This is a genomic window from Polynucleobacter sp. MWH-Svant-W18, assembly GCF_018687495.1.
Taxonomy (GTDB): domain Bacteria; phylum Pseudomonadota; class Gammaproteobacteria; order Burkholderiales; family Burkholderiaceae; genus Polynucleobacter.
Map to the genome: position 1 here is coordinate 1,182,835 of NZ_CP061293.1, position 24,742 is coordinate 1,207,576.

18 protein-coding genes, 1 tRNA gene and 1 pseudogene are annotated in these 24,742 nt (G+C 47.5%); 7 read left to right on the forward strand and 13 right to left on the reverse strand.

The annotated features are described in order from the left end of the window. Nucleotides 1-240: 240 nt before the first annotated feature. The 3 genes from C2757_RS06005 to C2757_RS06015 form a co-directional block, all read right to left on the reverse strand. Nucleotides 241-316 (reverse strand) — tRNA-Thr (locus C2757_RS06005). A 19-nt stretch (nucleotides 317-335) separates the two neighbouring features. After that, nucleotides 336-815: a DUF1854 domain-containing protein gene (locus C2757_RS06010; RefSeq protein ID WP_215373504.1), complete on the reverse strand. Its 480-nt coding sequence runs from the start codon at nucleotides 813-815 to the stop codon at nucleotides 336-338. Continuing rightward, nucleotides 812-3,169, reverse strand: a complete 2,358-nt coding sequence (locus C2757_RS06015; RefSeq protein ID WP_215373506.1) for an ABC transporter ATP-binding protein — start codon at nucleotides 3,167-3,169, stop codon at nucleotides 812-814. Before C2757_RS06015 ends, C2757_RS06010 begins: the two co-directional genes overlap by 4 nt. A 203-nt stretch (nucleotides 3,170-3,372) precedes the next feature. Between C2757_RS06015 and cphA (C2757_RS06020) the strand changes: the two are divergent. Then, nucleotides 3,373-5,553: pseudogene (cphA, locus tag C2757_RS06020) on the forward strand (cyanophycin synthetase); the annotation flags it as partial. Nucleotides 5,554-5,565: 12 nt separating this feature from the next. Then, complete coding sequence (gene cphA / locus C2757_RS06025; protein ID WP_215373509.1) at nucleotides 5,566-8,136, forward strand: cyanophycin synthetase; 2,571 nt, start codon at nucleotides 5,566-5,568, stop codon at nucleotides 8,134-8,136. Between the two features lie 20 nt (nucleotides 8,137-8,156). Here cphA (C2757_RS06025) and C2757_RS06030 read toward each other — a convergent pair whose 3' ends face one another. The 6 genes from C2757_RS06030 to C2757_RS06055 all read right to left on the reverse strand — a co-directional run bounded on the left by C2757_RS06030 (nucleotide 8,157) and on the right by C2757_RS06055 (nucleotide 16,072). Continuing rightward, nucleotides 8,157-9,155, reverse strand: a complete 999-nt coding sequence (locus tag C2757_RS06030) for a class 1 fructose-bisphosphatase (protein ID WP_215373511.1) — start codon at nucleotides 9,153-9,155, stop codon at nucleotides 8,157-8,159. Nucleotides 9,156-9,219: 64 nt separating this feature from the next. Then, nucleotides 9,220-11,829, reverse strand: a complete 2,610-nt coding sequence (gene pepN / locus C2757_RS06035) for an aminopeptidase N (RefSeq protein ID WP_215373513.1) — start codon at nucleotides 11,827-11,829, stop codon at nucleotides 9,220-9,222. Between the two features lie 38 nt (nucleotides 11,830-11,867). Continuing rightward, nucleotides 11,868-12,443 (reverse strand): TMEM165/GDT1 family protein, encoded by a 576-nt coding sequence (locus C2757_RS06040; RefSeq protein ID WP_215376984.1) that lies wholly within the window; start codon nucleotides 12,441-12,443, stop codon nucleotides 11,868-11,870. A 116-nt stretch (nucleotides 12,444-12,559) separates the two neighbouring features. Then, nucleotides 12,560-13,678 carry an alanine dehydrogenase gene (gene ald, locus C2757_RS06045; RefSeq protein ID WP_215373514.1) on the reverse strand — a complete coding sequence of 373 codons (1,119 nt, stop codon included), beginning with the start codon at nucleotides 13,676-13,678 and terminating at the stop codon, nucleotides 12,560-12,562. Between the two features lie 12 nt (nucleotides 13,679-13,690). Further along, nucleotides 13,691-15,073: an amino acid permease gene (locus tag C2757_RS06050; protein WP_215373516.1), complete on the reverse strand. Its 1,383-nt coding sequence runs from the start codon at nucleotides 15,071-15,073 to the stop codon at nucleotides 13,691-13,693. 225 nt (nucleotides 15,074-15,298) lie between these two features. Next, complete coding sequence (locus C2757_RS06055) at nucleotides 15,299-16,072, reverse strand: ThiF family adenylyltransferase (protein WP_215373517.1); 774 nt, start codon at nucleotides 16,070-16,072, stop codon at nucleotides 15,299-15,301. A 22-nt stretch (nucleotides 16,073-16,094) separates the two neighbouring features. Here C2757_RS06055 and pdxH point away from each other — a divergent pair, with 22 nt between their 5' ends. Continuing rightward, nucleotides 16,095-16,730: a pyridoxamine 5'-phosphate oxidase gene (gene pdxH, locus C2757_RS06060; RefSeq protein ID WP_215373519.1), complete on the forward strand. Its 636-nt coding sequence runs from the start codon at nucleotides 16,095-16,097 to the stop codon at nucleotides 16,728-16,730. Between the two features lie 4 nt (nucleotides 16,731-16,734). On the opposite strand, the gene msrA is transcribed toward pdxH, so the two are convergent. Continuing rightward, nucleotides 16,735-17,307 carry a peptide-methionine (S)-S-oxide reductase MsrA gene (gene msrA / locus C2757_RS06065; protein ID WP_215373521.1) on the reverse strand — a complete coding sequence of 191 codons (573 nt, stop codon included), beginning with the start codon at nucleotides 17,305-17,307 and terminating at the stop codon, nucleotides 16,735-16,737. A 49-nt stretch (nucleotides 17,308-17,356) separates the two neighbouring features. Here msrA and C2757_RS06070 point away from each other — a divergent pair, with 49 nt between their 5' ends. From C2757_RS06070 to C2757_RS06080, 3 genes are all read left to right on the forward strand, one after another. Next, the gene (locus C2757_RS06070) at nucleotides 17,357-18,754 is read left to right on the forward strand and encodes a coniferyl aldehyde dehydrogenase (RefSeq protein ID WP_215373523.1); all 1,398 of its coding nucleotides are present in this window, start codon (nucleotides 17,357-17,359) and stop codon (nucleotides 18,752-18,754) included. A gap of 239 nt (nucleotides 18,755-18,993) precedes the next feature. After that, entirely contained in the window at nucleotides 18,994-20,520 is a 1,527-nt protein-coding gene (locus tag C2757_RS06075) for a DEAD/DEAH box helicase (protein WP_215373524.1), read from the forward strand. Nucleotides 20,521-20,522: 2 nt separating this feature from the next. Then, nucleotides 20,523-21,095, forward strand: a complete 573-nt coding sequence (locus tag C2757_RS06080) for a chorismate lyase (RefSeq protein ID WP_215373526.1) — start codon at nucleotides 20,523-20,525, stop codon at nucleotides 21,093-21,095. On the opposite strand, the gene C2757_RS06085 is transcribed toward C2757_RS06080, so the two are convergent. Both C2757_RS06085 and hemC read right to left on the reverse strand, forming a co-directional pair. Beyond that, nucleotides 21,092-21,916: a uroporphyrinogen-III synthase gene (locus tag C2757_RS06085; protein WP_215373527.1), complete on the reverse strand. Its 825-nt coding sequence runs from the start codon at nucleotides 21,914-21,916 to the stop codon at nucleotides 21,092-21,094. The genes C2757_RS06080 and C2757_RS06085 overlap by 4 nt on opposite strands. Before the next feature lie 16 nt (nucleotides 21,917-21,932). Then, nucleotides 21,933-22,910 (reverse strand): hydroxymethylbilane synthase, encoded by a 978-nt coding sequence (gene hemC / locus C2757_RS06090; RefSeq protein ID WP_215373529.1) that lies wholly within the window; start codon nucleotides 22,908-22,910, stop codon nucleotides 21,933-21,935. Between the two features lie 43 nt (nucleotides 22,911-22,953). On the opposite strand from hemC, the gene argH reads away from it, so the two are divergent. Beyond that, nucleotides 22,954-24,372 (forward strand): argininosuccinate lyase, encoded by a 1,419-nt coding sequence (argH, locus tag C2757_RS06095; RefSeq protein WP_215373531.1) that lies wholly within the window; start codon nucleotides 22,954-22,956, stop codon nucleotides 24,370-24,372. Here argH and panD read toward each other — a convergent pair. Further along, on the reverse strand, nucleotides 24,369-24,731 hold the full coding sequence (gene panD / locus C2757_RS06100; RefSeq protein WP_215373532.1) for an aspartate 1-decarboxylase: 363 nt from the start codon (nucleotides 24,729-24,731) through the stop codon (nucleotides 24,369-24,371). The genes argH and panD overlap by 4 nt on opposite strands. Nucleotides 24,732-24,742 lie beyond the last annotated feature (11 nt).

Here is a 24,742-nt window from a genome sequence, read left to right on the forward strand (position 1 = left end):
ATCATAGTGACGAGCAGCCTGCTCTTGGCTAGTTTTGCTTTCAGAAAAAAGCTGATTAATCATATTCAATAAAACAGTCATTTGAATCTCCTTAAGGGTTAGTACCTAGATTATAACCCTAATACTTCTTACGATACAAAAAGTGATTCCGTATTATGAAAATATCAACCCAATTCCAAATGCCTCTTTTTAGGCCCTAAATAGGCCAAAAACGGTATTTAGACTGTTTATTAGGGGGGTTGGTGCCGCTTGCCGGAATCGAACTGGCGACCTTTTCATTACGAATGAACTGCTCTACCAACTGAGCTAAAGCGGCTTTTGCTTTTTCGTAAATTCTAGCGGAAGCGGTCTAAGAGTTTCTTGCTGACTTTATCGAGTTGGGTCGAGTCTTTGATCAGAAATTGCAGACCATTGGAATCTGCAATGAGTAAAGTATTGCCAGCTATTCTGCGAATATCTTCCTCGCCTTTGAGGCGAATACGTGTTGGCCCACGATCGGTCTCAATATCCCAAATGCTTGGGGTTGCGAATGTAGAGACCTTGCTAATCTTTTCAATCACCGGCATAAATTCACGGGCGGCTAATTCTTCTTCGATTAATTGAAGCTCTGGTTTTGCAATGGCTGCAACTTCTGAATACCAAAATACTTCTTTGCCTGACTGATCCATGATCGCAACACCCGCTGTAGGCGCAGTAATCGGGAATGCTCTGACCGGATAAACACCAACATGCTGATTACCATCTGCGTCAATAAACACGAGTCGCCCTAAGGAATCTCGAATGAGTTGGTTTGCAGCTTGATACGCTTGCGTCATACCCCGCCCCCAATATTCTTTGCAATTACTTCGAGTCTTTCTTCTCGCTTTTCTTCTTGCTGCTCTTTTGGTGATTCTTCGAGACTCTCTCCAATCGCCCCGCCCTCAACCAGCTCAGCAGCATGGCGTAGTTGTGCTTGGTACAGGGTGTAGTAAGCGCCCTGCGCCTCCATTAATTGCTCGTGTGAGCCAATCTCCACAATCTCACCCTTGTCCAGAACCACCAGGCGATCAGCCTTTCTGAGGGTAGATAGACGGTGTGCAATCGCTATAGTGGTACGGCCTTTTACTAGATTATCCAAAGCCCGCTGAATTTCTTTTTCAGTTGTGGTGTCAACAGATGAGGTTGCTTCATCCAAGATCAAGATACTTGGGTTAATCAGCAGCGCACGCGCAATCGAAATCCGTTGACGCTCACCACCGGATAATGATTGACCACGCTCTCCGACTAAGGAGTCATAGCCTAACGGTAGTCTGAGAATAAATTCATGGGCATGTGCTGCACGTGCTGCTTCAATAATTTCTTCACGACTAGCATCAGGCTTACCATAGGCAATATTCTCAGCAATCGTGCCAAAGAACAAGAAAGGCTCTTGCAGAACTAAGCCAATACATTTGCGATAGTCAGCAATCCCAATACTACGAATGTCACGACCATCTAAAGAGATCGAGCCCGAGCTCACGTCGTAGAAACGGCAAATTAAGTTCACTAAAGTGCTCTTGCCTGAACCGCTATGCCCTACTAGACCAATCATCTCGCCTGGGGCAATATCGAGATCTATCCCTTTTGATACTGCCCTGTTGCCATAGCGGAAACCGACACCACGCAAGGAGATGCGGCCTTCAACCTTACCTAATGGTGCAGGATTGATGGGCTCAGGAACGCTGGATACATGGTCAAGAATGTCGAAGATGCGTTTGGCACCAGCAGCTGCTTTTTGTGTATGCGAAACAATACGACTCATTGAATCTAAGCGAATATAGAAACGTCCGATATACGCTAAGAAGGCGATCAATACGCCCACAGTCACTTTTTGATGGGCAACCTGCCAAATACCAAAGCCCCAGACGACTAACAAACCCGTCTCTGTGAGCAATGTCACTGTTGGAGAGAACAATCCCCAAACACGATTCACCCGATCATTAATCTGCAGATTATGTTTGTTCGAGTCAACAAAACGTTTGAGCTCGCGATCTTCTTGTGCGAACGCTTTAACTACACGAATTCCTGGAATGGTATCAGCCAAGATATTGGTCACTTCAGACCAAATACGATCGATCTTTTCAAAACCAAAACGTAAACGATCACGCACTACATGGATCATCCAAACGATAAAGGGCAATGGCGCCAGCGTCACTAAAGCCAATAGAGGATCAATCGAGACCAAGATGGCAGCAGTCATCGTGATCATCAAGACATCGGTAGCAAAGTCTAGGGCATACAAGGATAGGAAAACACAAATGCGATCAGTCTCTGCGCCAATGCGGGCAATCAAGTCGCCTGTGCGCTTGCCACCAAAATATTCTAAGGAGAGTTTGAGTAAATGTTCAAACGTGGTGTTACGCAAATCAGCGCCGATGCGTTCGCTGACTAATGCCAATAAGTAGGTCTTCCACCAGCCTAAGCCCCACGCAACAATGGAAGCGCCGAACAAGGCCAACAAATACATACTCGCCAAATGAAAATCAATTGGGTTACCACGCTCATACGGAATCAAGACATGGTCCATCAAAGGCATCGTGAGGTATGGCGGGATGAGTGTTGCTCCAGTCGATAGCAAGGTCAACACAAAACCCAATGCGAGTTGTTTCTTATAGGGACGAGCAAAACGCCACAACTTAAATAAAGTCCAAGTCGATGGTGGTGCGTCTTCCTCGGGATCGCAGGTCGGACAAACATCAGAATTGGCTGGCTTAGGACTCAAGCAGATTGGGCAAACTTGCTTGTCGTATTCAGTTACTTCGGCTTGGTGCTGCTCCTCACCTTTCATCAACTGCTTGTAGCTAGATTGCAGGCGCAGGACTTGGGGATTTACCGCTAAAGTGAAATACCAAGTTCGTAGCAGTTGATCGGCAGTTTCTAGCCTTAAATGACCTACCCCGGCATGATCACCATGAATCAGATGAGCTCCAGAAGTGATTGGCCAGGATTCAAATTGCTGGCCATCGGTCCAAAACAGGCCCGACTCACTCAGTAAGAGCAGGCTTTTTTCAAAGCGCAGATCGGCATCTAAATCGAGCTCAACCCATGCCAGCAGGGCATCCAGGCTAGGGATAGAGGCGTTTTTACCCTCCAAAATAGCCAGCCAATCGCTTGGCAAAGCAGGGGCAAAAGGTAGGATTTCTGGCTTCATTGACCTTAAAAGTATAGTGGAGCTAGATTTTTAAGATTTATAGTTCTTGTCAACTTTAGGGGCAAGAAGATCGTTAGATTCTTTACCAAGGCTTTTTTATGTATTTTTGCTATTTTTGTGAGCTTTAACTAAAACTAGAAATCGAGAGACTGTCTGACGCATCATCGCCAAACTCTGGCGCCTGCCCTCGCAATACCCCACACATGCCCCAATTACTAGATAAATCCATTGAGATCCTGAGCGTTAAGCATCTCCGTGGCCCCAATATGTGGACTTACCATCCCGTAATCGAGGTTTGGGTAGATATTGGCGACTTAGAGGACTATCCCTCAAACCTGATTCCTGGCTTTTATGAGCGTTTAGTAAAGGCGGTGCCTAGCCTGGTTGAGCATCGTTGCAGCTATGGCGAAACCGGTGGATTTCTGAAAAGGGTTGAAGAAGGCACATGGCCCGCTCATATCCTAGAGCACCTTACTCTTGAATTACAAAACTTAGCCGGTATTCCCGGGGGGTTTGGTAAAGCCCGCGATGGTGATCGTCGGGGTGTTTACAAAGTGATGGTGAGCGCCATCAATGAAGAAGTCACACTCACTGCCCTCAAATATGCGCGCGATCTCTATCTCGCTTTAGCGCAAGACAATAAAGATTGTGTGGCTGAGGTCCAAAACATTATTGAGAGCTTGCGAGATCTCGGTGATGATCTTTTGCTTGGCCCCAGCACCGCATGCATTGTGAACGCTGCTGAAGAACGTGGCATTCCTTCGATTCGTTTATCTGAAGGCAACTTAGTACAACTCGGCTATGGTGCCAAACAACGCCGCATCTGGACAGCTGAGACTGATCAGACTAGCGCGATTGCAGAAACTATTTCTCGCGATAAAGATTTAACCAAGAGTTTACTGCGCAGTGCCGGCGTACCTACCCCAGAAGGTCGCACTGTCACAAGCCCTGACGACGCTTGGGAAGCTGCTCAAGATATTGGCTTACCAGTAGTTGTGAAACCCATTGATGGTAATCACGGTCGCGGTGTCTTTATTAATCTTTACACCCAACAAGAAATTGAAGCTGCTTATGCGGTAGCGATTGATGAAGGCAGTGAAGTGCTGGTTGAAAGACACATTGTTGGTGATGAACATCGCTTACTCGTTGTGGGCAATAAAGTAGTTGCTGCTGCCAAAGGTGAAACTGTTTGGGTTACTGGTGATGGCAAACATACTGTTCGTGAGCTCATTCAGATTCAAATTAATTCTGATCCACGCCGTGGCACTGCCGAAGAGCATCCACTGAATCCAGTGCGGATTGATTCTGCAGTTGAATTAGAGCTGGCGCGCCAAAAATTGACTGGCGATAGCATCCCTGCCCTAGATCACAAAGTACTGATACAAAGTAATGGCAACGTGGCCTTTGATGTGACCGACTTGATTCATCCAGACGTTGCCAGCCAAGTAGCTTTGGCCGCTCGCGTCGTTGGGTTAGAGATAGCTGGTGTCGATTTGGTAGCGCAAGACATCAGTCGCCCTCTCGCAGAACAAAATGCTGCCATCGTTGAAGTCAATGCAGGACCTGGTCTGCTGATGCACCTAAAACCGGCTAGTGGTAAACCGCAACCGGTTGGTAAAGAAATTGCCAATCACCTTTTCCCTCCAGGGACAAACTTCCGAATTCCTGTAGTCGGCGTTTGTGGTGAGCATGGCAAAACTCCTGTTGCTGAGATGATTGCGCACTTCTTGCGCTTAACCAACGTGTATGTTGGTCTGTCTTGTAGCAAAGGTTTATATTTTGGCAATCGAGCTATTCCGAATACCAACGCATCCAATTGGGAAAATGCCCGTCGCACTTTATTGAATCGTGCAGTGGAAGCCGTTGTGATTGAAAATAATCACCTCTCGATGCTCATTGAAGGTCTAGCTTATGACCGCTGCCAAGTTGGCGTAGTACTGAACGTTGACCCTAAAGCCAATTTCCCGCAATACGCTATTTACGATGAAGAGCAAGTCTTTAGCATTGTCCGTACCCAAATTGATGTCGTTCTGCCCACAGGTGTGGGAGTCCTCAATGCGGATGATCCGCTGTGTGTGCAAATGGCTGAACTTTGCGATGGGCAAGTTATTTACTTTAGTGAGAATCCAAATTCTGAGGTAGTAAAGACCCATTTGCAAAATGGCGGCCGAGTAGTCATGGTTGGCAAGCAGCAAATTACGCTCAAGTCAGGCAAGCTTGATCAAAAAGCCATTCCAATACCGCGTCACTCTGAATCTGACAACACTTCCCCATGGAAGGCAATGAACCTTGGCGCTGCTATTTCAGCCGCTTGGGCTTTGGATATCCCATTTAATGTCATTGAAGCTGGCGTAGAAACTTTTGTGCCAGATCTCACTACCGCAACAGGGGCTTAATTGGAAATCACCCGTATTCGTATGTTGCGCGGCCCCAATTTATGGAGTCGCCACACCGCTTTAGAAGCCATTGTTGCTTGCGATGAGTCAGAACGCTCCATCGATTCCATTCCTCAGTTTGAAACGAAGATTCGTGAGCGCTTTCCGCAGCTTGGCAGCATGCGTCGCGGTGGCCCCAATGAAAAACTCTCTTTAACCCATGCCTTAGAATACGCAGCCCTTGGCTTGCAAGCACAAGCAGGCTGCCCTGTCACCTTTAGTCGCACAGTGCAAACCGTAGATGATGGCGTATATCAAGTCGTTGTGGAATACACCGAGGAAGTGGTTGGTCGCATGGCGTTTGATTTTGGCTTTGCACTCATCCAGGCTACATTGAACGATGCACCTTTTGATCTTGGGGCAGCTCTTTCTGAATTAGAGGCTCTTTATGAAGATGTGCGTCTAGGCCCAAGCACTGGCTCTATTGTGGATGCCGCTATTCAGCGCAATATCCCTTACCGCCGCATGACTGAAGGCAGCATGGTGCAGTTTGGCTGGGGTAGCAAACAGAAACGCATTCAAGCAGCAGAAACAAGTGACACAAGTGCGATTGCCGAAGCGATTGCACAAGATAAAGAGCTTACTAAAAACTTATTAGCGGCTGCTGGTGTATCAGTACCTATTGGTGAAGTAGTCACTAATGCTGACGATGCTTGGCGTGCAGCCCAAAAAATTGGTGGTCCAGTCGTTCTCAAACCCAAAGATGGCAACCAAGGTAAAGGTGTTGTCGCTAACATTCAGACTGAAGAAGAAGTCCGTGCGGGTTTTGAAGTCACCCAACACTTTGGACGCGAGACCATTGTGGAGCGCTATCTTCCTGGCGCAGACTACCGTCTTTTAGTCGTTGGCAACCGTTTGTCGGCTGCTGCCCGTCGCGAACCCGCTCAAGTAGTGGGTGATGGCAAACACACTGTGGCAGAGCTCGTTGAATTAGAAAACAAAAATCCACTACGGGGTGATGGTCACGCTACAGCACTGACCAAGATTCGCTTTGATGATATTGCGCTGGCGCATTTAGCAAACTCTGGTTTAACTCCGCAATACGTACCCAAAACTGGTGAACGCGTTTTGTTACGTAACAACGCCAATCTCAGTACCGGTGGAACTGCCACCGATGTGACTGACGATGTACATCCTGATGTCGCTGCTAGCGCTGTAGCTGCAGCTCAAATGATTGGTTTAGATATCGCTGGTGTGGATATCCTCTGTGAATCCATTTACAAGCCTTTGGAACAGCAAGGTGGTGGCATTGTAGAAGTCAATGCGGCACCGGGCTTACGCATGCATCTCAAGCCCTCCTACGGTAAAGGTCGTCCGGTAGGCGAAGACATTATCAATATGATGTTCCCGCCTGGTGAGGACGGCCGCATTCCAGTAGTTGCTGTTACCGGTACAAATGGCAAAACCACTACTGTGCGTCTCATTGCTCACCTCTTAAGTGAAACGGGTTTACGGGTTGGCATGACTGGCACTGATGGGGTCTATATCAATCATCGCCTCATTGATACTGGTGATTGCAGCGGCCCTAAGAGTGCCCGTAACGTGTTAATGCACCCCGATGTAGATGCAGCCGTTCTTGAAACTGCTCGAGGTGGAATGCTGCGAGAAGGTCTGGGCTTTGACCGCTGTGAAGTGGCTGTTGTCACCAATATTGGTGAGGGTGATCATTTAGGCTTGAACTACATCACTAGCGTGGAAGATTTAGCCATTCTGAAGCGCGTGATTGTGCAAAACGTTGAACCTACTGGCGCGGCAGTATTGAATGCAGCCGACCCTATGGTTGCTAAGATGGGTGATAAATGTTCTGGCAGAGTGATTTTCTTTGCCCAGAATCAACACCATCCCGTCATTGCTGCGCATCGCGCCAAGAATAAAAAAGTGATTTACTTTGATGGCACTTACATTGTTGCCTCTAAAGGCTCACGTGTGATGTATCGCTTCCCTGTAAGCGAAATTCCTCTAACCAAAAATGGCGTATTAGGCTTTCAAATTGAAAATGCAATGGCTGCCATTGGTGCTGCTTGGGCACTAGGCCTTGACGCCGAGAAAATTGCTCGTGGTCTTCACAGCTTTGAGAGTGATGCGAACTCCGTACCAGGACGCTTTAATCAATTCCAGCACAACGGCGCTACTGTCATTGCTGACTATGGCCACAACCCTGATGCAATGCGTGCACTAGCCAGTGCGATTGAGGCCATGAAGCCCAAAAAGAGTCATGTTGTGGTTAGTGGTGCTGGCGATCGACGCGATGAAGATATTCGCGATCTCACTCGCATCCTGGGAAATTCGTTTGATAACATCATCCTCTATCAAGATGCCTGTCAACGTGGCCGCGAAGATGGTGAAGTACTGAAACTTCTACAAGAAGGCTTGGTAGGCGCCACCAAAGCAAAGCAAGTTAAGGAAATCCATGGCGAATTCAAAGCGATCGATACCGCCTTGAGTGATGTCTCCCCAGGAGATATTTGTCTAATCCTGATTGACCAAGTAGAAGAATCACTCGCCTACCTAAAAGAAAAAGTCAGACCGTAATCTGACAATATCTAAAGCCCTTACGCGTGGTATTGCTGTAAGCGCTCGATCTCTTCTTTGGACCCCAGCATCACTGAAACACGCTCGTGCAGCCCAGTAGGCTGTAAATCCAGAATGTTTTGAGTGCCATTGATAGATGCACCTCCAGCCTGCTCTACCAAGAAGCTCATGGGATTTGCTTCATACATCAAGCGCAATTTACCAGCCTTGTGTGGCTCGCGCTGATCCCAAGGGTACATAAAAATACCTCCGCGCGATAAAACACGATGCACGTCAGCAACCATAGATGCAATCCAGCGCATATTGAAGTCTTTATTGCGAGGTCCAGTAGTACCGGCTAAACACTCTTCAACATAACGGCGCACTGGTTCAGCCCAGTGACGCATATTAGACATATTGATTGCAAATTCTTTTGCAGCTGGTGCGATCGTCACAGCATCTTTAATGAGTAGAAACTCACCAGTCTCTTTGTTTAAGGTAAACATCACCACACCATCACCCAAGGTCAAGGCCATGGTAGTTTGCGGGCCATACACTACATACCCTGCAGCGGCTTGGTGACGACCTGACAACAGAAAATCGGTAGTCTGCAGCGGAGCATTTGGATCCTGCTTCTTCAATATAGAAAAAATAGTGCCAATGGATACGTTGACATCAATATTAGAAGAGCCATCGAGCGGATCAAATAAGAGTAGATAGTCACCAACCCCCTGTACAGGCACAGGCAGCTCCATCTCTTCTGATGCAAGACCAGCCAAAGATTTGCACCCCTTCACGCCCTCAATCAATTGATCATTGGCGATGATGTCGAGCTTTTGTTGGACTTCACCTTGAATGTTGCCACTGCCAGCAGAGCCCAACAAGCCAATTAATGCGCCCTGCGCCACTTCATGACTCAGGGTCGAGCAGGTATTCACTACTGCGAGCAATAACTCTTGAAGACCAGTAGGGATAGCCGCACCCTTTGGTTGAGCGCTGACAAGATATTGCTTGAAATTGGTGTTATCACTTGAGGACAAAGGTATTTCTCCGATTATTGGTGCCAATGACTATAGGCTCTATTTTGCCCTGTTATACAAGGTGCTAGCTACCTAAAGCTTTGTTAATGACTTCCCTGGTATCGAGCGACAGTGTTTTGCAGGCAGCCACACGCTCTAAAGCAGCTTTCATATGGTCTTGGTAAGGTTGGGCAAACAAGCGCCAACGATCCAAGGCTCTGGCCAAGCGGGCTGCAACTTGAGGGTTAATGGGATCTAAGGCTAAAACACTATCAGCCCAGAATTCATAACCACTGCCATCAGCCTGATGAAAACTCGCTGGATTGTTTGAGCAAAAGGCATGAATGACGCTGCGCACCCGATTGGGATTGTTCATTTTGAAGGCAGGATGCTCGCGTAATTGACGCACATCACTCAGTGTAGATTGAAGACCATCGACTGGTGGACGACTCGATTGCAAACCAAACCACTTATCAATCACGAGGGGATCATTCTCAAATCGCTTGAAGAAATCCGCGAGGCACTCTTTGGCTTGTTTGGCGCCATGCACTACTAATGCCGCTAATGCAGCATAGCGGTCAGTCATATTGTCAGCAATCTCATACTGGTGTGCTGCCATGGGTGCCCATACACCTGGATTGGCTTCGAGCAACATACTCAATGCCAGATTTTTAAGGGCCCGCTTTCCGGAATCTACGGCATCGGACTTGAAGGGTCCGGGTGTTTGCATTTGTTGGTAGAGTGCCGCCCACTCCAGTTGCAGTTGCTTAGCTATTTCTCTTCGGAAAGCGCGGCGTGCTGTAAAGATTTTTTGAGGATCGACAGAGGCGCACTGCTCATAAAGGTAAGACTCGGCAGGCAAAGTTAGAGCAAGCTCCTTGAAGGCAGGATCGAGCTTAGGATCCATCAGGAGATTGCGATAAGCATCAAGCAACTTTGCATCCGGCAAACGATTATTCAAAATCATCTGCATAGCCAGCTTCTGGCCTGCTTCCCAGCGATTAAATGGATCATCATCACTTGATAATAGGGTCAGAAGATCCGCTTCGCTTTGCTCAAAATCTAAATTAACCGGCGCAGAAAAATTCCGATTAATCGACAGTACTGGACGCTCAGCAATATTGTCAAAAGTCCAAGTTTGGCTAGGCTGCGTCAACTCCAGTAATTGCTCTGCTTGATCATTGCTCTTGGTAATCAAGCGTATCTTCAAGGGAATATGAAATGGTTTTTTCTCGGGCTGACCAGGGCTAGGAGGGCAACTTTGAGTTAAGGTAAGTTGATATTGTTTTTTTGCGGCATCGTAATGCTCTTGCACTTTTACCTTTGGAGTGCCGGCCTGGCTATACCAATTTCTGAACTGAGTGAGATCTTTGCCGTTCGCATCCGCCATCGCCGCCAAGAAATCATCGCAAGTCACAGCATGGCCATCATGGCGCTTGAAATACAAATCCATCCCTTTGCGGAAACCCTCCTTACCTAGCAGGGTTTGATACATCCGCACAACCTCGGAGCCCTTCTCGTAGACCGTGACGGTATAAAAGTTACTGATTTCTTGATATTCATCTGGACGAATGGGATGGGCCATCGGACCTGCATCCTCCGGGAACTGGAGTTGGCGCAGTAAACGCACATCCTCAATTCGTTTGACCGCTCGGCCAGATTCACTACCCATTTGATCGGCAGAGAACTCTTGATCCCTAAAGACTGTTAAGCCTTCTTTAAGTGAAAGCTGAAACCAATCCTGACAAGTGACTCGATTACCAGTCCAGTTATGGAAATATTCGTGAGCGACGACACTCTCAATATTGGCAAAGTCAGCATCCGTTGCCGTTTCTGGCTGAGCTAAGACGAACTTCGTATTGAAGATATTCAGCCCCTTATTCTCCATCGCCCCCATATTAAAATCGCCCACCGCCACAATCATGAAGCGCTCTAGATCAAGCTCTAATCCAAACCGTTTCTCATCCCAGTGAATAGCTGCAATCAGAGAATCCATGGCATGCCGGGTCTTTTTGAGATCGTGAGGCTCAACCCAGATCTGTAATAACTTCTTAGCACCGCTACTGGTAGTAATCGTTTCTTCGATACATTCCAACTTACCTGCTACCAAAGCAAATAAATACGAAGGCTTTGGAAATGGGTCTTCCCAAATAGCGCTATGCCAACCATTGGGTAGTTTTTCGGTCTTCAGTAAATTACCGTTAGATAGCAAGACTGGGCACTCTGCTTCGCGGGCACGTAAAGTCACACGGTAGCGGGCCATCACATCAGGGCGATCTAAGAAGTAGGTGATTTTTCTGAAGCCTTCTGCTTCACATTGGGTAAAGAAGTTGCCATTCGAAACATACAGGCCCATGAGGGATGTATTTTTTTCAGGGACACAAACACAGATGATCTCTACGATGAATTTGTCTTTACCTTCGTTTGGCAATGAATGGATGTTGAGGGTCTCAGGGGTTAACTCAAAATGACGGTGCGCTTCTCCATTGATGCGCAAGCTCACAAACTCTAATGCTTGACCGACTAAGGTCAATGGCGCGCCTGCTTCAAAACTTTCGCCTGGTAACACCTCAATTCGACTCTTAACGATGGTCCTTGCTGGATCTAATGCAATATCGAGCTCGACTTGATCGAAGGTGTAAACGGGAGGACGGTATTCGAGCCGACGAAAGCTCTGTGGCAGATCAGTTTTCATAGCCTCATTTTAAGCTTTTGCCAGGAATGTTGTACCGGCTAAGCCCAAACCAAAGTAGCAATCCCAATAGCGATGAAGGTCACTGCAGCTACTGCGTGCACCCACTTGATTGGCATCCGTTGGGTAAATTTTTGACCTACCCAGACTGCCGGCGCATTTGCCAGCATCATCCCCAAAGTAGTACCAACCGTGACCGAGAAAACATCTTGATATCTTGCACCCAGAGCAATAGTTGCAATTTGAGTTTTATCCCCCATCTCTGCCAAGAAGAATAAGCCAACAGTCAGCAAAAATACTTGCCATGCACGATCAGCCACTTTAGATCCAGCGGCATCATCAATATGATCTGGCACTAAAAGCCAAAGACCAATTCCCAAAAAGCTCAAGCCCAAGATCCAACGCATGACATCGGGAGAAACCATGGTGGTTAACCAATGGCCTAGTAGCGCAGCGCATGCATGGTTAGCAATAGTGGCAATGAAGATGCCAGCAATAATAGCGATGGCTTGCTTGGGATAGCGAGCCGCCAACATTAAAGAAAGTAGTTGAGTTTTGTCACCCATCTCCGCCAAAGCAACAACGCCAGCAGAGAGGGTGAGAGCAGAAAAATCAATCAATTGGATGATCCTAGTAAGGGAGTGAATAATTTGTCAGGAAAGTGCGCTAAGGCTAGTTTAAATCCTCTAAGGCGCTATTCACTCAACTCACTTACTAGGTATACGGAGTAAGGCTAAGCCATGATTAACTCCTCAGCGTGAGCAAATTCCAGACCCTGTGCTTGTGCTACAGGCTTCGAGGTCAATACCCCCTTATGCACACTCAAGCCATTACGCAGATGATGATCTATTGATAAGGCTTTCATCACACCGCGATTAGCCAAAGCCTCTACAAATGGATAAGTCGCATTAGTTAGGGCAAAGGTGGAAGTTCTGGCAACTGCTCCGGGCATGTTCGCTACACAATAGTGCAACACACCATCCACTAAGTAGGTGGGATCTGCATGGGTGGTTGGCTTTGAGGTTTCAAAACAGCCACCTTGATCAATTGCCACATCCACAACTACAGAGCCTGGCTTCATCTTTCGAATCATGTCATGGCTAACGAGTTTTGGTGCAGCTCCCCCAGGAAGAAGCACAGCCCCAATCACCACATCCGCTTCACTGACTTCTTGCTCAATTAATAAGCTATCCGAGTAAAAGGTGCGCACCCGATTGCCATAGAGCATGTCAATTTGACGTAAACGATCAATGTCTCGATCAAAGATGCATACATCAGCTCCCATACCTACCGCCATCTGCAGTGCATTGCGCCCGACGACCCCAGCACCCAGAATGACAATCTTCGCTGGGGATACGCCAGGCACTCCCGCCATGAGAACGCCCAGGCCACCATGGGTTTTCTCTAAATGTGAGGCAGCCGCCTGAATTGACATGCGCCCTGCTACCTCACTCATTGGTGCGAGTAGCGGTAATGCACCATTCATTGCAGTGACAGTTTCATAGGCAATACAAGTTGCTCCAGAATGTAGAAGCGCTTGTGTCTGTTTCGGATCTGGAGCTAAATGAAGATAGGTAAACAAAATTTGATCCTCACGCAACATTGCACATTCCTGTGCTTGTGGCTCTTTCACCTTCACAATCATTTCTGCTTTATGAAAAACCTCTGCAGCGCTATTAATCAGGGTAGCACCAGCAATGCGATAAGCCTCATCTGTTAAGCCGATCTGCTCACCCGCGCCGCGCTGCACTAATACTGAATGTCCTTGCTTGCAAAGGCCGCTGACATTTCCAGGTGTCAAACCCACCCGAAACTCATTGTTTTTTACTTCCTGAGGTACGCCAATAATCATTTCGATCTCCTTTTATTTAAATTCACGACGATTTTTTGTTTTATGGTGTAAACCAACAATGAAGAACATTGCTAGATACACCGCCAATAAACACGGACCCAATATCAAAGCAATCCGTGCATCCTCATGAAAGCCCATCAGCACTACTACCAGGGCAATAAATGCTAGAGCGAACCATGAGGAATAGGGATGCCAAGGAGTGCGATAAGCCAATTGGGCTACTTGGTCTTTCGTCAGTGAACGACGGAACTGGAGTTGCGTAAAGAGAATGGCGATCCAAACCATCAGACCGACAAAGGTGACTGCTGCCATGATGTATTGAAAGGCTTTTTCTGGAACAAAGTAATTCAGTACAACCCCCGTCATACACACTGCAACGGTTGCCATCACCGCGCGATGTGGAACACCATACTTCGAGAGCTTTGCAAATCTTGCGGGCGCATAACCATTGTTTGCTAGCGAATAAAGAAGGCGACCGCCACTAAAGATGCCAGCATTGCAGGATGAAAGTGCTGCAGTAATCACCACAAAATTGATTAAGCCTGCTGCCTCACGCAAACCAATGCGCTCAAACATCACTACAAAGGGACTGCCCTGCTGACCGACTTCATTCCAAGGGAAGATGGCCAGAATGACTAAGATGGCACCCATATAGAAAATGAGGATGCGCCATGCCAACGAATCAATGGCCATGGGTATGGTCTTCTTGGGATTCTCAGCTTCGCCTGCCGATAAGCCAATCATCTCGATACCCACATAGGCAAACAAGACCATTTGCAGTGAAAGCAACATGCCGCTGATTCCATTCGGAAAGAAGCCGCCGTGCTGCCATAAATTACTTAAGCCAATTGGTTGCCAATCATTGGTAAAACCAAACAAGATTACTGAGCCACCAAGGGTAATCATGGCAACAATAGCCACCACCTTGATGAGCGCAAACCAAAACTCAAACTCTCCAAAGACTTTGACCGCAATGAGATTAATTAAACCCATCAAGACGATGGAAGACAGCGCCCAAATCCATTGAGGTGTTTCTGGAAACCAGATTCCCATGTAGATACCCACTGCAGTAACTTCAGCAATGCCCACCACAATCCAATAGGTCCAGTAGCCCCAACCCACCATATAACCGGCGAGTGGACCAACATAACTATTGGCATAGGCAGCAAAAGAACCCGCTACTGGCTCATGCACAGCCATTTCACCCAGAGTTCGCAGCACAATGAAGGCAACAATCCCTGCTAACAAGTAGCCCAAAAGAATGGATGGGCCCGCAATTTGAATAGCGCTTGCCGACCCAAGAAATAATCCAACGCCAATTGTTGACCCTAAGGCCATCAAACGAATGTGTCTTACTTTGAGATGGCGTTTTAAGCCAGTGTGTTCAGTCTGCAAAAGAGACCTCCTTTCGATTTGTCATTGGCTGATTTACCAACGAAGCAAAGTCTAGGGAGTGCTTGGCAGATGCACTAGAGGATAAAAATACCTAAAGTACTTAAACCAATTAAAAGTAAAGTATCTAAGAGTGGAATGTCTTTGAAATCAAGCCAGATAGATATCCAGAAATATTTCTGACTACAAAAGAATCAAACATTTCTTACAGGGAATGCCCTGAGGGATTTATTGCTCAATTACGCTTGCCGAAGAATTAGCAGAAATCAGATTCAAAATCTCTGCAGCTGCAGCCAAGCCGCAGGCTGCCGTCACCATGACCGTAGATCCGTAGCCGGAGCATGCTAGACCGCCACTAGCAGCGCCAGCTCTGGGTTCGTGGGAATAAATGGCACGGATACCAATTTTTCTCTTGAGATTTCTAGAGAAGCCATGATCCTGCCTGAGACCTTGTCGTACCTTTGCTAGCAAAGCATCTTGCTCGGTACGCGAGAGATCATCACAGCGCACGGAAGTCGGATCGGTTTTTCCGCCAGCAGCACCACACATCACAAGCGCTCGCTGATTTTGATTAGCCCACACTGATAAAGCAATTTTGGTTTGCACCGAATCCGTAGCATCTAATACGTATGCATCTTTTGGAATCAGTACATCTAAATTTTCTGGCGTCAGAAATTCATCGCAAGGTGTCAGCTTGATTTCAGGATTGATTTGCAAAACGCGCTGAGTCATGGCTTCCACCTTAGCTTTGCCATACTGACCTTCTAAAGCGTGCAATTGACGATTGGTATTACTTTCTGCAATGTGATCAAAATCGACCAAGACGAGGTGTCCAATACCAGTGCGCGCCAATGCTTCAGCTGCCCAAGAGCCAACACCACCCAAGCCAGCCACCACCACCGTCGCTTCACGAAAGCGCTCGCGCAGCTCTGGCCCATAGAGTCTGGAGACCCCGCCAAAACGACGATCTTCTAAGCTTTCTTCTACCTTGTCTTCTGCCATAGCTTCTCTTTATACTGAATAAATGGACTCTATTGCTCAACTTCGCAAAAACTATACCTTCGGTCAGCTGTCTGAAACCGACGTTCCTGCCGCACCTTTTCCACTGTTTCAGCTTTGGTTTGACCAAGCTGTCAGAGCAGAGTGTCCCGAACCCAATTCCATGACCTTAGCAACTGCTGATAAAGCCGGTAACCCATCAGCTCGTATTGTCTTACTAAAAGGCGCGGATCAAAACGGCTTTACCTTTTTCACTAACTACGAAAGCCAAAAAGGCAAGGATTTGGCAGTTAGACCCCAGGCTGCCCTACTGTTTCATTGGCATGAGCTTGAGCGTCAAGTTCGTATTCAAGGGATCGTCGAGCGCGTGAGCTCTGTCGAAAGCGATGAATATTTTCACTCCCGCCCGCCAGCTTCACGTATCGGTGCCTGGGCATCCCCTCAAAGTGCAGCCATACCTAACCGTGAGTTTCTAGAAGAAGCAGAAAAACGCTTTAAAGCAGAATTTGGTGATGCGCCACCGCGCCCTGAGCATTGGGGTGGATACCGTCTGCGCCCAACAGAAATAGAGTTCTGGCAAGGACGACCTTCCCGTTTACATGATCGTATTCACTACAAGCTAGTGGGCTCTGAGTGGCATGTTAATCGCCTGGCTCCTTAAAGACTCAGGAATACTGTGGCGCAATGAGCGCTTTAAATTTCGCTCTGAACTTTGCTAACTTTGGTGCTACTACTGCCATGCAGTAACCTTGATTAGGATGTTGCACAAAGTAGTTCTGGTGATAGTCTTCTGCTGGGAAAATTGTTGGAGCCGCTTCAATCTGGGTGACTACTGGGCTCGAATAGATTCTAGAATCCCCTAACTCTTTCACTACTTCATGGGCAATCTGAGCCTGCTCGTCACTGTGCGTGAAGATCACTGAACGATATTGGGTACCATGATCATTGCCTTGATAGTTCAAGGTAGTAGGATCATGAATCACAAAGAAGATTTCTAAAAGATCTCTAAATGAAACAATTTGCGGGTCAAATAGGATGTCCACAATCTCGGCATGTCCTGTCACACCAGTGCAAACTGCTTCATAAGTTGGGTTCGGTCTAGCGCCCCCAGCATATCCAGAAACTACGGATTTCACCCCAGAAATTTGCTGGTAAACAGCCTCTAGGCACCAAAAGCATCCGCCGCCTAAGGTGGCCTGCTCTAGAGGGGCATGGTTTTCAAGAATAGTTTGGGTCATGGCTTTATCCTAATGCCTTATTCCAATGTCTGCCAACTATTAATTCCCTATGAATCGCTTCACTATCCAGCTCGAAGAAATCCAGGCGGCCTATGCTGCTGAACCAAATCCCAGTCTTGACGTGAGGTTAGAGCGCATTGGTCGAATTGAAAAAATGATTCAAGCCAACGAAGAGAAAATCTGTAAAGCGCTCGTTGCTGATTTTGGAGTGAGAGATTCTATCGAAACGCGCCTGGTTGAGTTTCAAGGACTCTACCAAGCTTGCCGGTACACCCGCAAACATCTCAAGGAGTGGATGAAACCCACTCAAGTAGAGATTCCTGCTTACTTAGGTGCTTCTGAAGCTTGGATTGAACATCAATCGATGGGGGTGGTTGGCATCATGAGCCCCTGGAATTACCCAGTAAGACTGGCTTTATTACCAGCCATTGCTGCGTTTGCAGCAGGTAACCGTGTTTGGCTTAAACCCTCAGAGCGCAGCTCTCGTACCTCTGGCTTTTTAGCCAACCTCATTCAAGAGTATTTTCACCCGAGTGAGTTTTGTGTCACTACCGGCGGCGTAGATGTTGCTGAACAATTTGCCGCCCTACCGTTTGCCCACCTTTTCTTCACTGGCTCTGAGGCAATAGGCAAAAAAGTGATGCGTGCAGCCGCAGAAAACCTTACCCCTATGACCTTAGAGCTTGGCGGTAAATCTCCAGCGGTGATTGATTCATCCGCTAAGCTGAAAGATGCTGCCGGATCAATCGCCTACGGCAAGCTTCTCAATAGCGGTCAAACCTGCATTGTGCCCGACTACGTTCTCATCGAGCAAAGCTTGCAAGAAGCATTTATTCAAGAACTGCAATCTGCGGCAACAAAACAATTTAGCAACCCCAAAGAATTCACTGGACCAATTGATGATGATCAATTGCAGTACTGGCAGCATCTCCTGAGTGATGCCCTGGATCGTGGTGCCACAGCGATACCCCTAATTAATGATTCCTCCGCTGGCACCAGACAATTTGAACCTGTAGCACTGATTAATGTTCCTCAGGATGCGCGAGTACTGCATGAAGAAATCTTCGGTCCAATTCTGCCGATACTCCCTGCAGCCAATACTGCTGCAGCGATTGCGTACATCAATAGCAAGCCCCATCCATTGGCGCTCTATTGGTTTGGTAAGGACAAGAAAAATTTACAGCAAGTGCTAGATCAGACTCGTTCTGGTGGCGTCACCATCAATGACGTCTTCTTGCATGCCGCTGTTGAGACCCTACCGTTCGGCGGTGTTGGTCCTAGCGGCATGGGCAAGTATCACGGCAAAGCCGGCTTTGATACCTTCAGCTATCAAAAGTCGATTCTTGAAGTCAAAGGTATTTTCGGTACGAATCTTTTAAAGGGAACAAAACCTGCTCATCCTCCTTATGGGAAAAGGATTGAAGGCATATTGCGCCGACTTAAATGAATTATTCCGGGAAAACCCTTGTAATCGGTCCCTCAAACTGCGATAATTAGAGGCTTTTTAAAGCAATTTGATTCATCGCCCCCCAGCTATATTTCAGCGTACCGTTTAGAAGTTATAAACACCGAAGTCACAAAACGCGCTGCCGCCTGTCTGATGGTCGATGCCTTTGACCATCGCACCCTATAAAAAACCATGGGTGCAACATACGGAGACATCCCTTAAAGGGGATGTGTAATAGCATGACTTTTTCTAAAGAAACAAAACACGAGTCCAAAGACGCAAGTCACGACTCAAAAAGCACTGGAACTGAGTTTCAGAATTTTGCCTTAGCGGCATCACTCCTTAAAAACGTTGCTGAACTGGGTTATACCCAAGCCACTTCCGTGCAAGCTCAGGTTATCCCTGCAGCCCTAGCTGGCGGTGACTTATTGGTCAGCAGCCAAACCGGTAGCGGTAAAACTGCAGCCTTTTTGTTGCCTTTAATTAATCAACTGATTGAAAGCAACCCAAACAATTCACCTGTACCAGGTCGTGCACAACCTAAAGTGTTAGTACTCTGCCCTACTCGTGAATTAGCTCAACAGGTTTCCGCCGATGCAGTGAACTTAGTTCGCGGCATGAAAGGTATCCGCATTGCTACTGTGATGGGTGGCATGCCTTACGGTAAACAAATCCAAGCATTGAAAGGTGCATTGTTAGTTGTTGCAACTCCAGGTCGTTTGCTCGACTTATGCGATAGCAAAGCAATTCGCTTAGATGATGTTAAACAACTCGTTATCGACGAAGCCGATCGCATGCTTGACATGGGATTTGCCGAAGATCTCGAAGCCATTGATAAACGTTGCGCTAGTCGCGACCAAACCTTGATGTTCTCTGCAACCTTTGCACCAAAGATTATGTCTTTAGCAAATGAGTTGACTACAGATGCCAAGCGTATTGAACTTGCTCACGCAGGTGAAAAGCACGCCAACATTGAGCAGAAGTTGCACTGGGCTGACAGCATGTCACACAAGCATAAGCTTCTTGAGCACATTTTGGCTGATGCCTCTTTGGATCAAGCAGTCGTGTTTGCAAGTACCCAAGTTGAAAGCGAAAAGATCGCTGACACATTGCGTGCGAATGGTTACGAAGCGACTGCCCTTCACGGTGCAATGCCTCAAGCTGTACGTATGCGTCGCCTAGAGTCTTTACGTAAGGGTCATACCAAGATTTTGGTAGCAACAGACGTAGCGGCTCGCGGTATTGATGTGCCACGTATTAGCCACGTGATTAACTTTGGCTTGCCAATGAAACCAGAAGACTATACGCACCGCATTGGTCGTACAGGTCGTGCTGGTCGCAATGGTGTAGCAATCACTTTGGTTGAACATCGCGATCGCGCCAAGATTCGCAATATCGAGCGCTTTACACAGCAAGATATCGTTGCCTCTGTCATCGCTGGTCTAGAGCCACAAGCCAAGCCTAGCTTTGGTGGTGGTGGCGGTCGCCCTGGTGGCCGCTCTGGTGGTGGCTTCGGCGGCAATCGCTCTGGCGGTGGTGGCGGTCGTTATGGTTCAGGCGCACGCTCTGAGTCTCGCTTTGGTGGTGGCGGTGGCAATGCTGGTGGAAATCGTTCTGGCGAATCTCGTTCAGCTGATTCACGCCCAGCACGTTCTGCCGACTCACGCCCTGCGCGCTCTGCTGACTCACGTCCAGCGCGACCAGCAGGTCCACGCTTTGCTAAACCAAAGTCTGGCGGTCAACGTCGGAACTTTAGCGGTAGCTAAAAATGTTTCACCGTAATCGTCTCCGTTCTGCATGGAATCGAGTCGGTTCCGGTGAAATTCATCGGGCTCCGCGTCAGTGGCAAGCCTGGCTAAGTGATACTGGGTCACTCACCCAAAAAATTGAGAAGGCAATTGGTCAAAAACTGGAAGTGCAGGTTTTGCGCGATTGCCCACAAACCTTAAATAGCGACGAGAGTCGCTATTTTCATTTCAGGATTAGACGCTGCCGAGTCCGGGAAGTACTACTCTGTGCAAATGGCATCCCTTTGGTCATGGCCCATAGCGTGATCCCAACCTTCAGCTCTAGCGGTAGCAATCATGCGGTTCTGCGCTTAGGCAAGAAACCCCTAGGAGCGGTGTTATTTGCCAAAACACGTAAACACTCCAAGGCTAAACCACCACGAGATATTGCACGCCTAGACAAAAACAGTGCGTTATGGAAAAGATGTTTTAAAAATCATCCTAAGATAACTTCACCTTTATGGGCACGACGTACCCTCTATCGTTTAAAGGGTCATCCAATACTGGTGAATGAAATTTTTTTGCCGGCTCTATTGCAACAAACAAAAGCCTAAAGGCGTAACCAAGCAAGACTGGCTTTAATCAAAGCCTCATCACCTGGCTCAGTAGTAAATACTTCTCCAAACCCAATGATTTCTGCTGCATCAGCAATTTGGTAATGCGGACACAATGCACTTGCGCTATCTAAACTTTGGGGAAATTGATCCTGGGCCACTTGCCCCAGATAACGCACTGCCTCAGACGAAGTGAGCAGCCAAAGGGATCTAGCAAAATCGATCTCCCGAATCAAATCCCAAGCGGGATTATCCAAATCCAATGGCACTCGGCTATAGGTTGATATGGCCTCAACTACTGCGCCTTCATGCTTTAGAGTCTCGGCCAACCACTCTCGGCCACCCTCACCCTTAAAGATCACCACCTTCTTATTATTCCAATTCCAGCCTAGGGTTTGAAGCTCTTGCCATAAGCCTTCTGAATCCCACTGCTCATTGTTCTTTGGCATCAGGATTGGGGTAGCACAATCCTCCCGACCAATACCATGATTTTGTAAGGCAGACTTGCTGCTACCCCCCATTACCCCAATGGGAATAATCTTCTGAGAAAAGTCTTGCCAATTACATTCCAGTAAACGCATCACGCACTCAATCGCATTGGGGCTCACAAAGATGGCTAGGTCTGCATCTTGTAAAACATTGCCGATATGTTCAGCCAATTGCTCATCGCTCTTCGGAATAATGGTGAGTAGCGGCAAAGAGATAATCTCTGGCACATTCCATTTAGAGATGCCACCTCTTTCAATACTGCTAGAAAGTGCCTCGACCAATTGACGTGCTTGACCACCGGGCCTAGTCACGACAATGGTTTTAGTACTCATGATGAATGGTGCTTTTTTATTTGGGGAGCTGCGGAATTAAATCTGCTGCACCCTGTGCTAGCAAATCATTCGCAACAGTTAGTCCTAGCGCCTCAGCATCTTCGATCGACTGCACTGTTGCAGCGCCACTAGCAAGACAGATCGCTTTGCCATCCACACTTGCTACAAAAGAACGAATCTGCATTTGGTTCTGATCCCATACAGCGTAAGCCGCTAAGGGCACTTCGCAAGAACCGCCCAATTGACGAGAAACCATACGCTCAGCCGAAACCGCATATAAAGTTGCCAAGTCATTTAAGGGCGCAAGCCATTGCTTAATGTTTGGATGAGAGCTCAGCGTCTCAATGCCGAGCGCTCCCTGCCCTGCGGCCGGAGTATAAGGGTCGTATGGCAGGTATGCACGAATACGACTCTCTAGTCCTAAGCGTTTTAAGCCTGCTGCAGCTAAGATGATCGCTTGATACTCGCCACGATCCAGCTTACTCATGCGTGTGTCTAAATTACCGCGCAGTGGCGCGATTTCTAAATGGGGAAACTTGGCTCGTAACACTGACTCACGACGCAAGCTCGAAGTTCCAACAACAGCCCCTGTTGGCAAATCTTCCAAACGGGCAAAGTCATTAGAAACAAATGCATCGCGTGCATCCTCTCTGGCCATCACGCAGGCGAGCTCAAATCCTTCTGGCATCACCATAGGCACATCTTTAAGGGAGTGAACAGCTAAATCTGCGCGCCCATCCTCTAAGGCCGTTTCGAGCTCTTTCACAAAAAGACCTTTACCACCCACTTTAGATAGTGCTCTGTCCAAAATCTGGTCCCCACGGGTAGTCATTCCTAAAATCTGGACGTCGCACTCGGGATACAGCTTTTTGAGGCAATCTCGGACGTGTTCAGCCTGCCACATGGCTAGCCGACTCTCACGGGATGCAATGACCAGGCGCTTGGGAGCAGCCAAATGGGCGGATGCTGAGGAAGAATTCAGGGTTTGGGACATAACATTTAAAATAATCAAAGACCTACACCAATATACTGTGTTTATGAGCTCATCCAAAAATTCCTTAGCCAACAAAGCCCAAGCGTGGTCAGCCCGCTTTAATGAACCCGTTGACGAACTTGTGCAGCGTTATACGACCTCCATTGGCTTTGATCAACGCTTTGCTATGGTCGATATTGCTGGCTCATTAGCCCATGCCCAAATGTTGGCCAATCAGAAGATTATCAGCGCCCAAGATTTGGCGGACATTCAAAAAGGAATGGCCCAGATTCAGGGAGAAATTGAAGCCGGTCAATTTGAGTGGCAGCTGGCATTGGAAGATGTGCATCTCAATATTGAAGCTCGCCTCACTGAACTTGTGGGTGATGCAGGCAAGCGTTTACATACTGGTCGCTCACGTAATGACCAGGTAGCTACTGACTTGCGTCTATGGCTGCGCGGTAGTGTTGATGAAATTTCAGAAACACTGAAAACCTTACGTGTTGCACTTCTAGATCTAGCTGAGAGGCATGCTGCCACCATCATGCCTGGGCACACCCATCTACAAGTTGCACAACCAATTACCTTTGGTCATCATTTGATGGCTTATTTTGAAATGTTTAGTCGTGATGCCAGTCGTTTGGCAGATTTACGCTCACGCTTTAATCGTCTGCCATTAGGAGCTGCTGCTTTAGCGGGCACGACCTATCCGATTGATCGTGAGCAAGTAGCTAAAGCACTTGGATTTGATGGTATTTGTAAGAATTCTCTAGATGCCGTTTCAGACCGGGATTTTGCTATTGAATTCTGCGCCTTTGCATCGATCTTGATGATGCACGTATCCCGCCTATCTGAAGAGCTTGTCCTGTGGTTAAGCCCACGCTTTGGCTTCATCGATCTGCCAGATCGCTTTTGCACTGGCAGCTCCATCATGCCGCAGAAGAAAAATCCCGATGTCCCTGAATTGGCACGTGGGAAGACTGGCCGTGTTTACGGTGACCTCATGTCTTTGCTAACACTGATGAAGAGTCAACCTCTGGCATACAACAAAGATAACCAAGAAGATAAAGAGCCTTTATTTGATGCCGTTGATACCGTACAAGATACCCTGCGCATTTTTGCTGATATGGTGCCCCATATTGAAGTCAAGGCAGCCGTTATGAAAGCAGCTGCTGAAGAAGGTTTTGCAACTGCAACCGACTTAGCTGACTACTTGGTCAAAAAAGGTTTGGCATTCCGTGATGCTCACGAAGCAGTAGCGCACGCCGTTAAAGCCTGCGTCGGCAGAAATTGCATGCTGACCGACTTAAGTCTTTCTGAATTACGCTTTGCTTGTGGCTTAGATAGTCGCCCTGAACTGATTGGCGATGATGTCTTTGCGCTACTGACTGTAGATGGCTCTGTCCAATCTCGCCAGCACGCTGGTGGGACTGCCCCAGCCCAGGTGCTTGCAGCGATTGCACAGGGTCGTGCAGATCTTTAGTGCTTCTTGATTTCTTTGATGCTGTTATCGTCATTCACGATAACAATTCTAGGAATATGAGAGGCAACTTCACTCTCAGGTACTGAACCGTAAGTACAGATAATCAAATGATCACCAACATGTGCTTTTCTGGCGGCAGCCCCGTTTAGGGAGATGATGCCAGAGCCGCGTGCCGCTTTAATAATGTAAGTCGAGAAACGATTACCGTTATTAATGTTGTACAACTCGATCTTTTCAAATTCACGCATATTGGCTGCATCTAAAAGATCTTCATCAATTCCACATGAACCTTCATAGTGAAGATCAGCTTCAGTCACCGTAGCACGGTGAATCTTGGCCAGCAACATAATTCTATTCATCTCTATTTCCT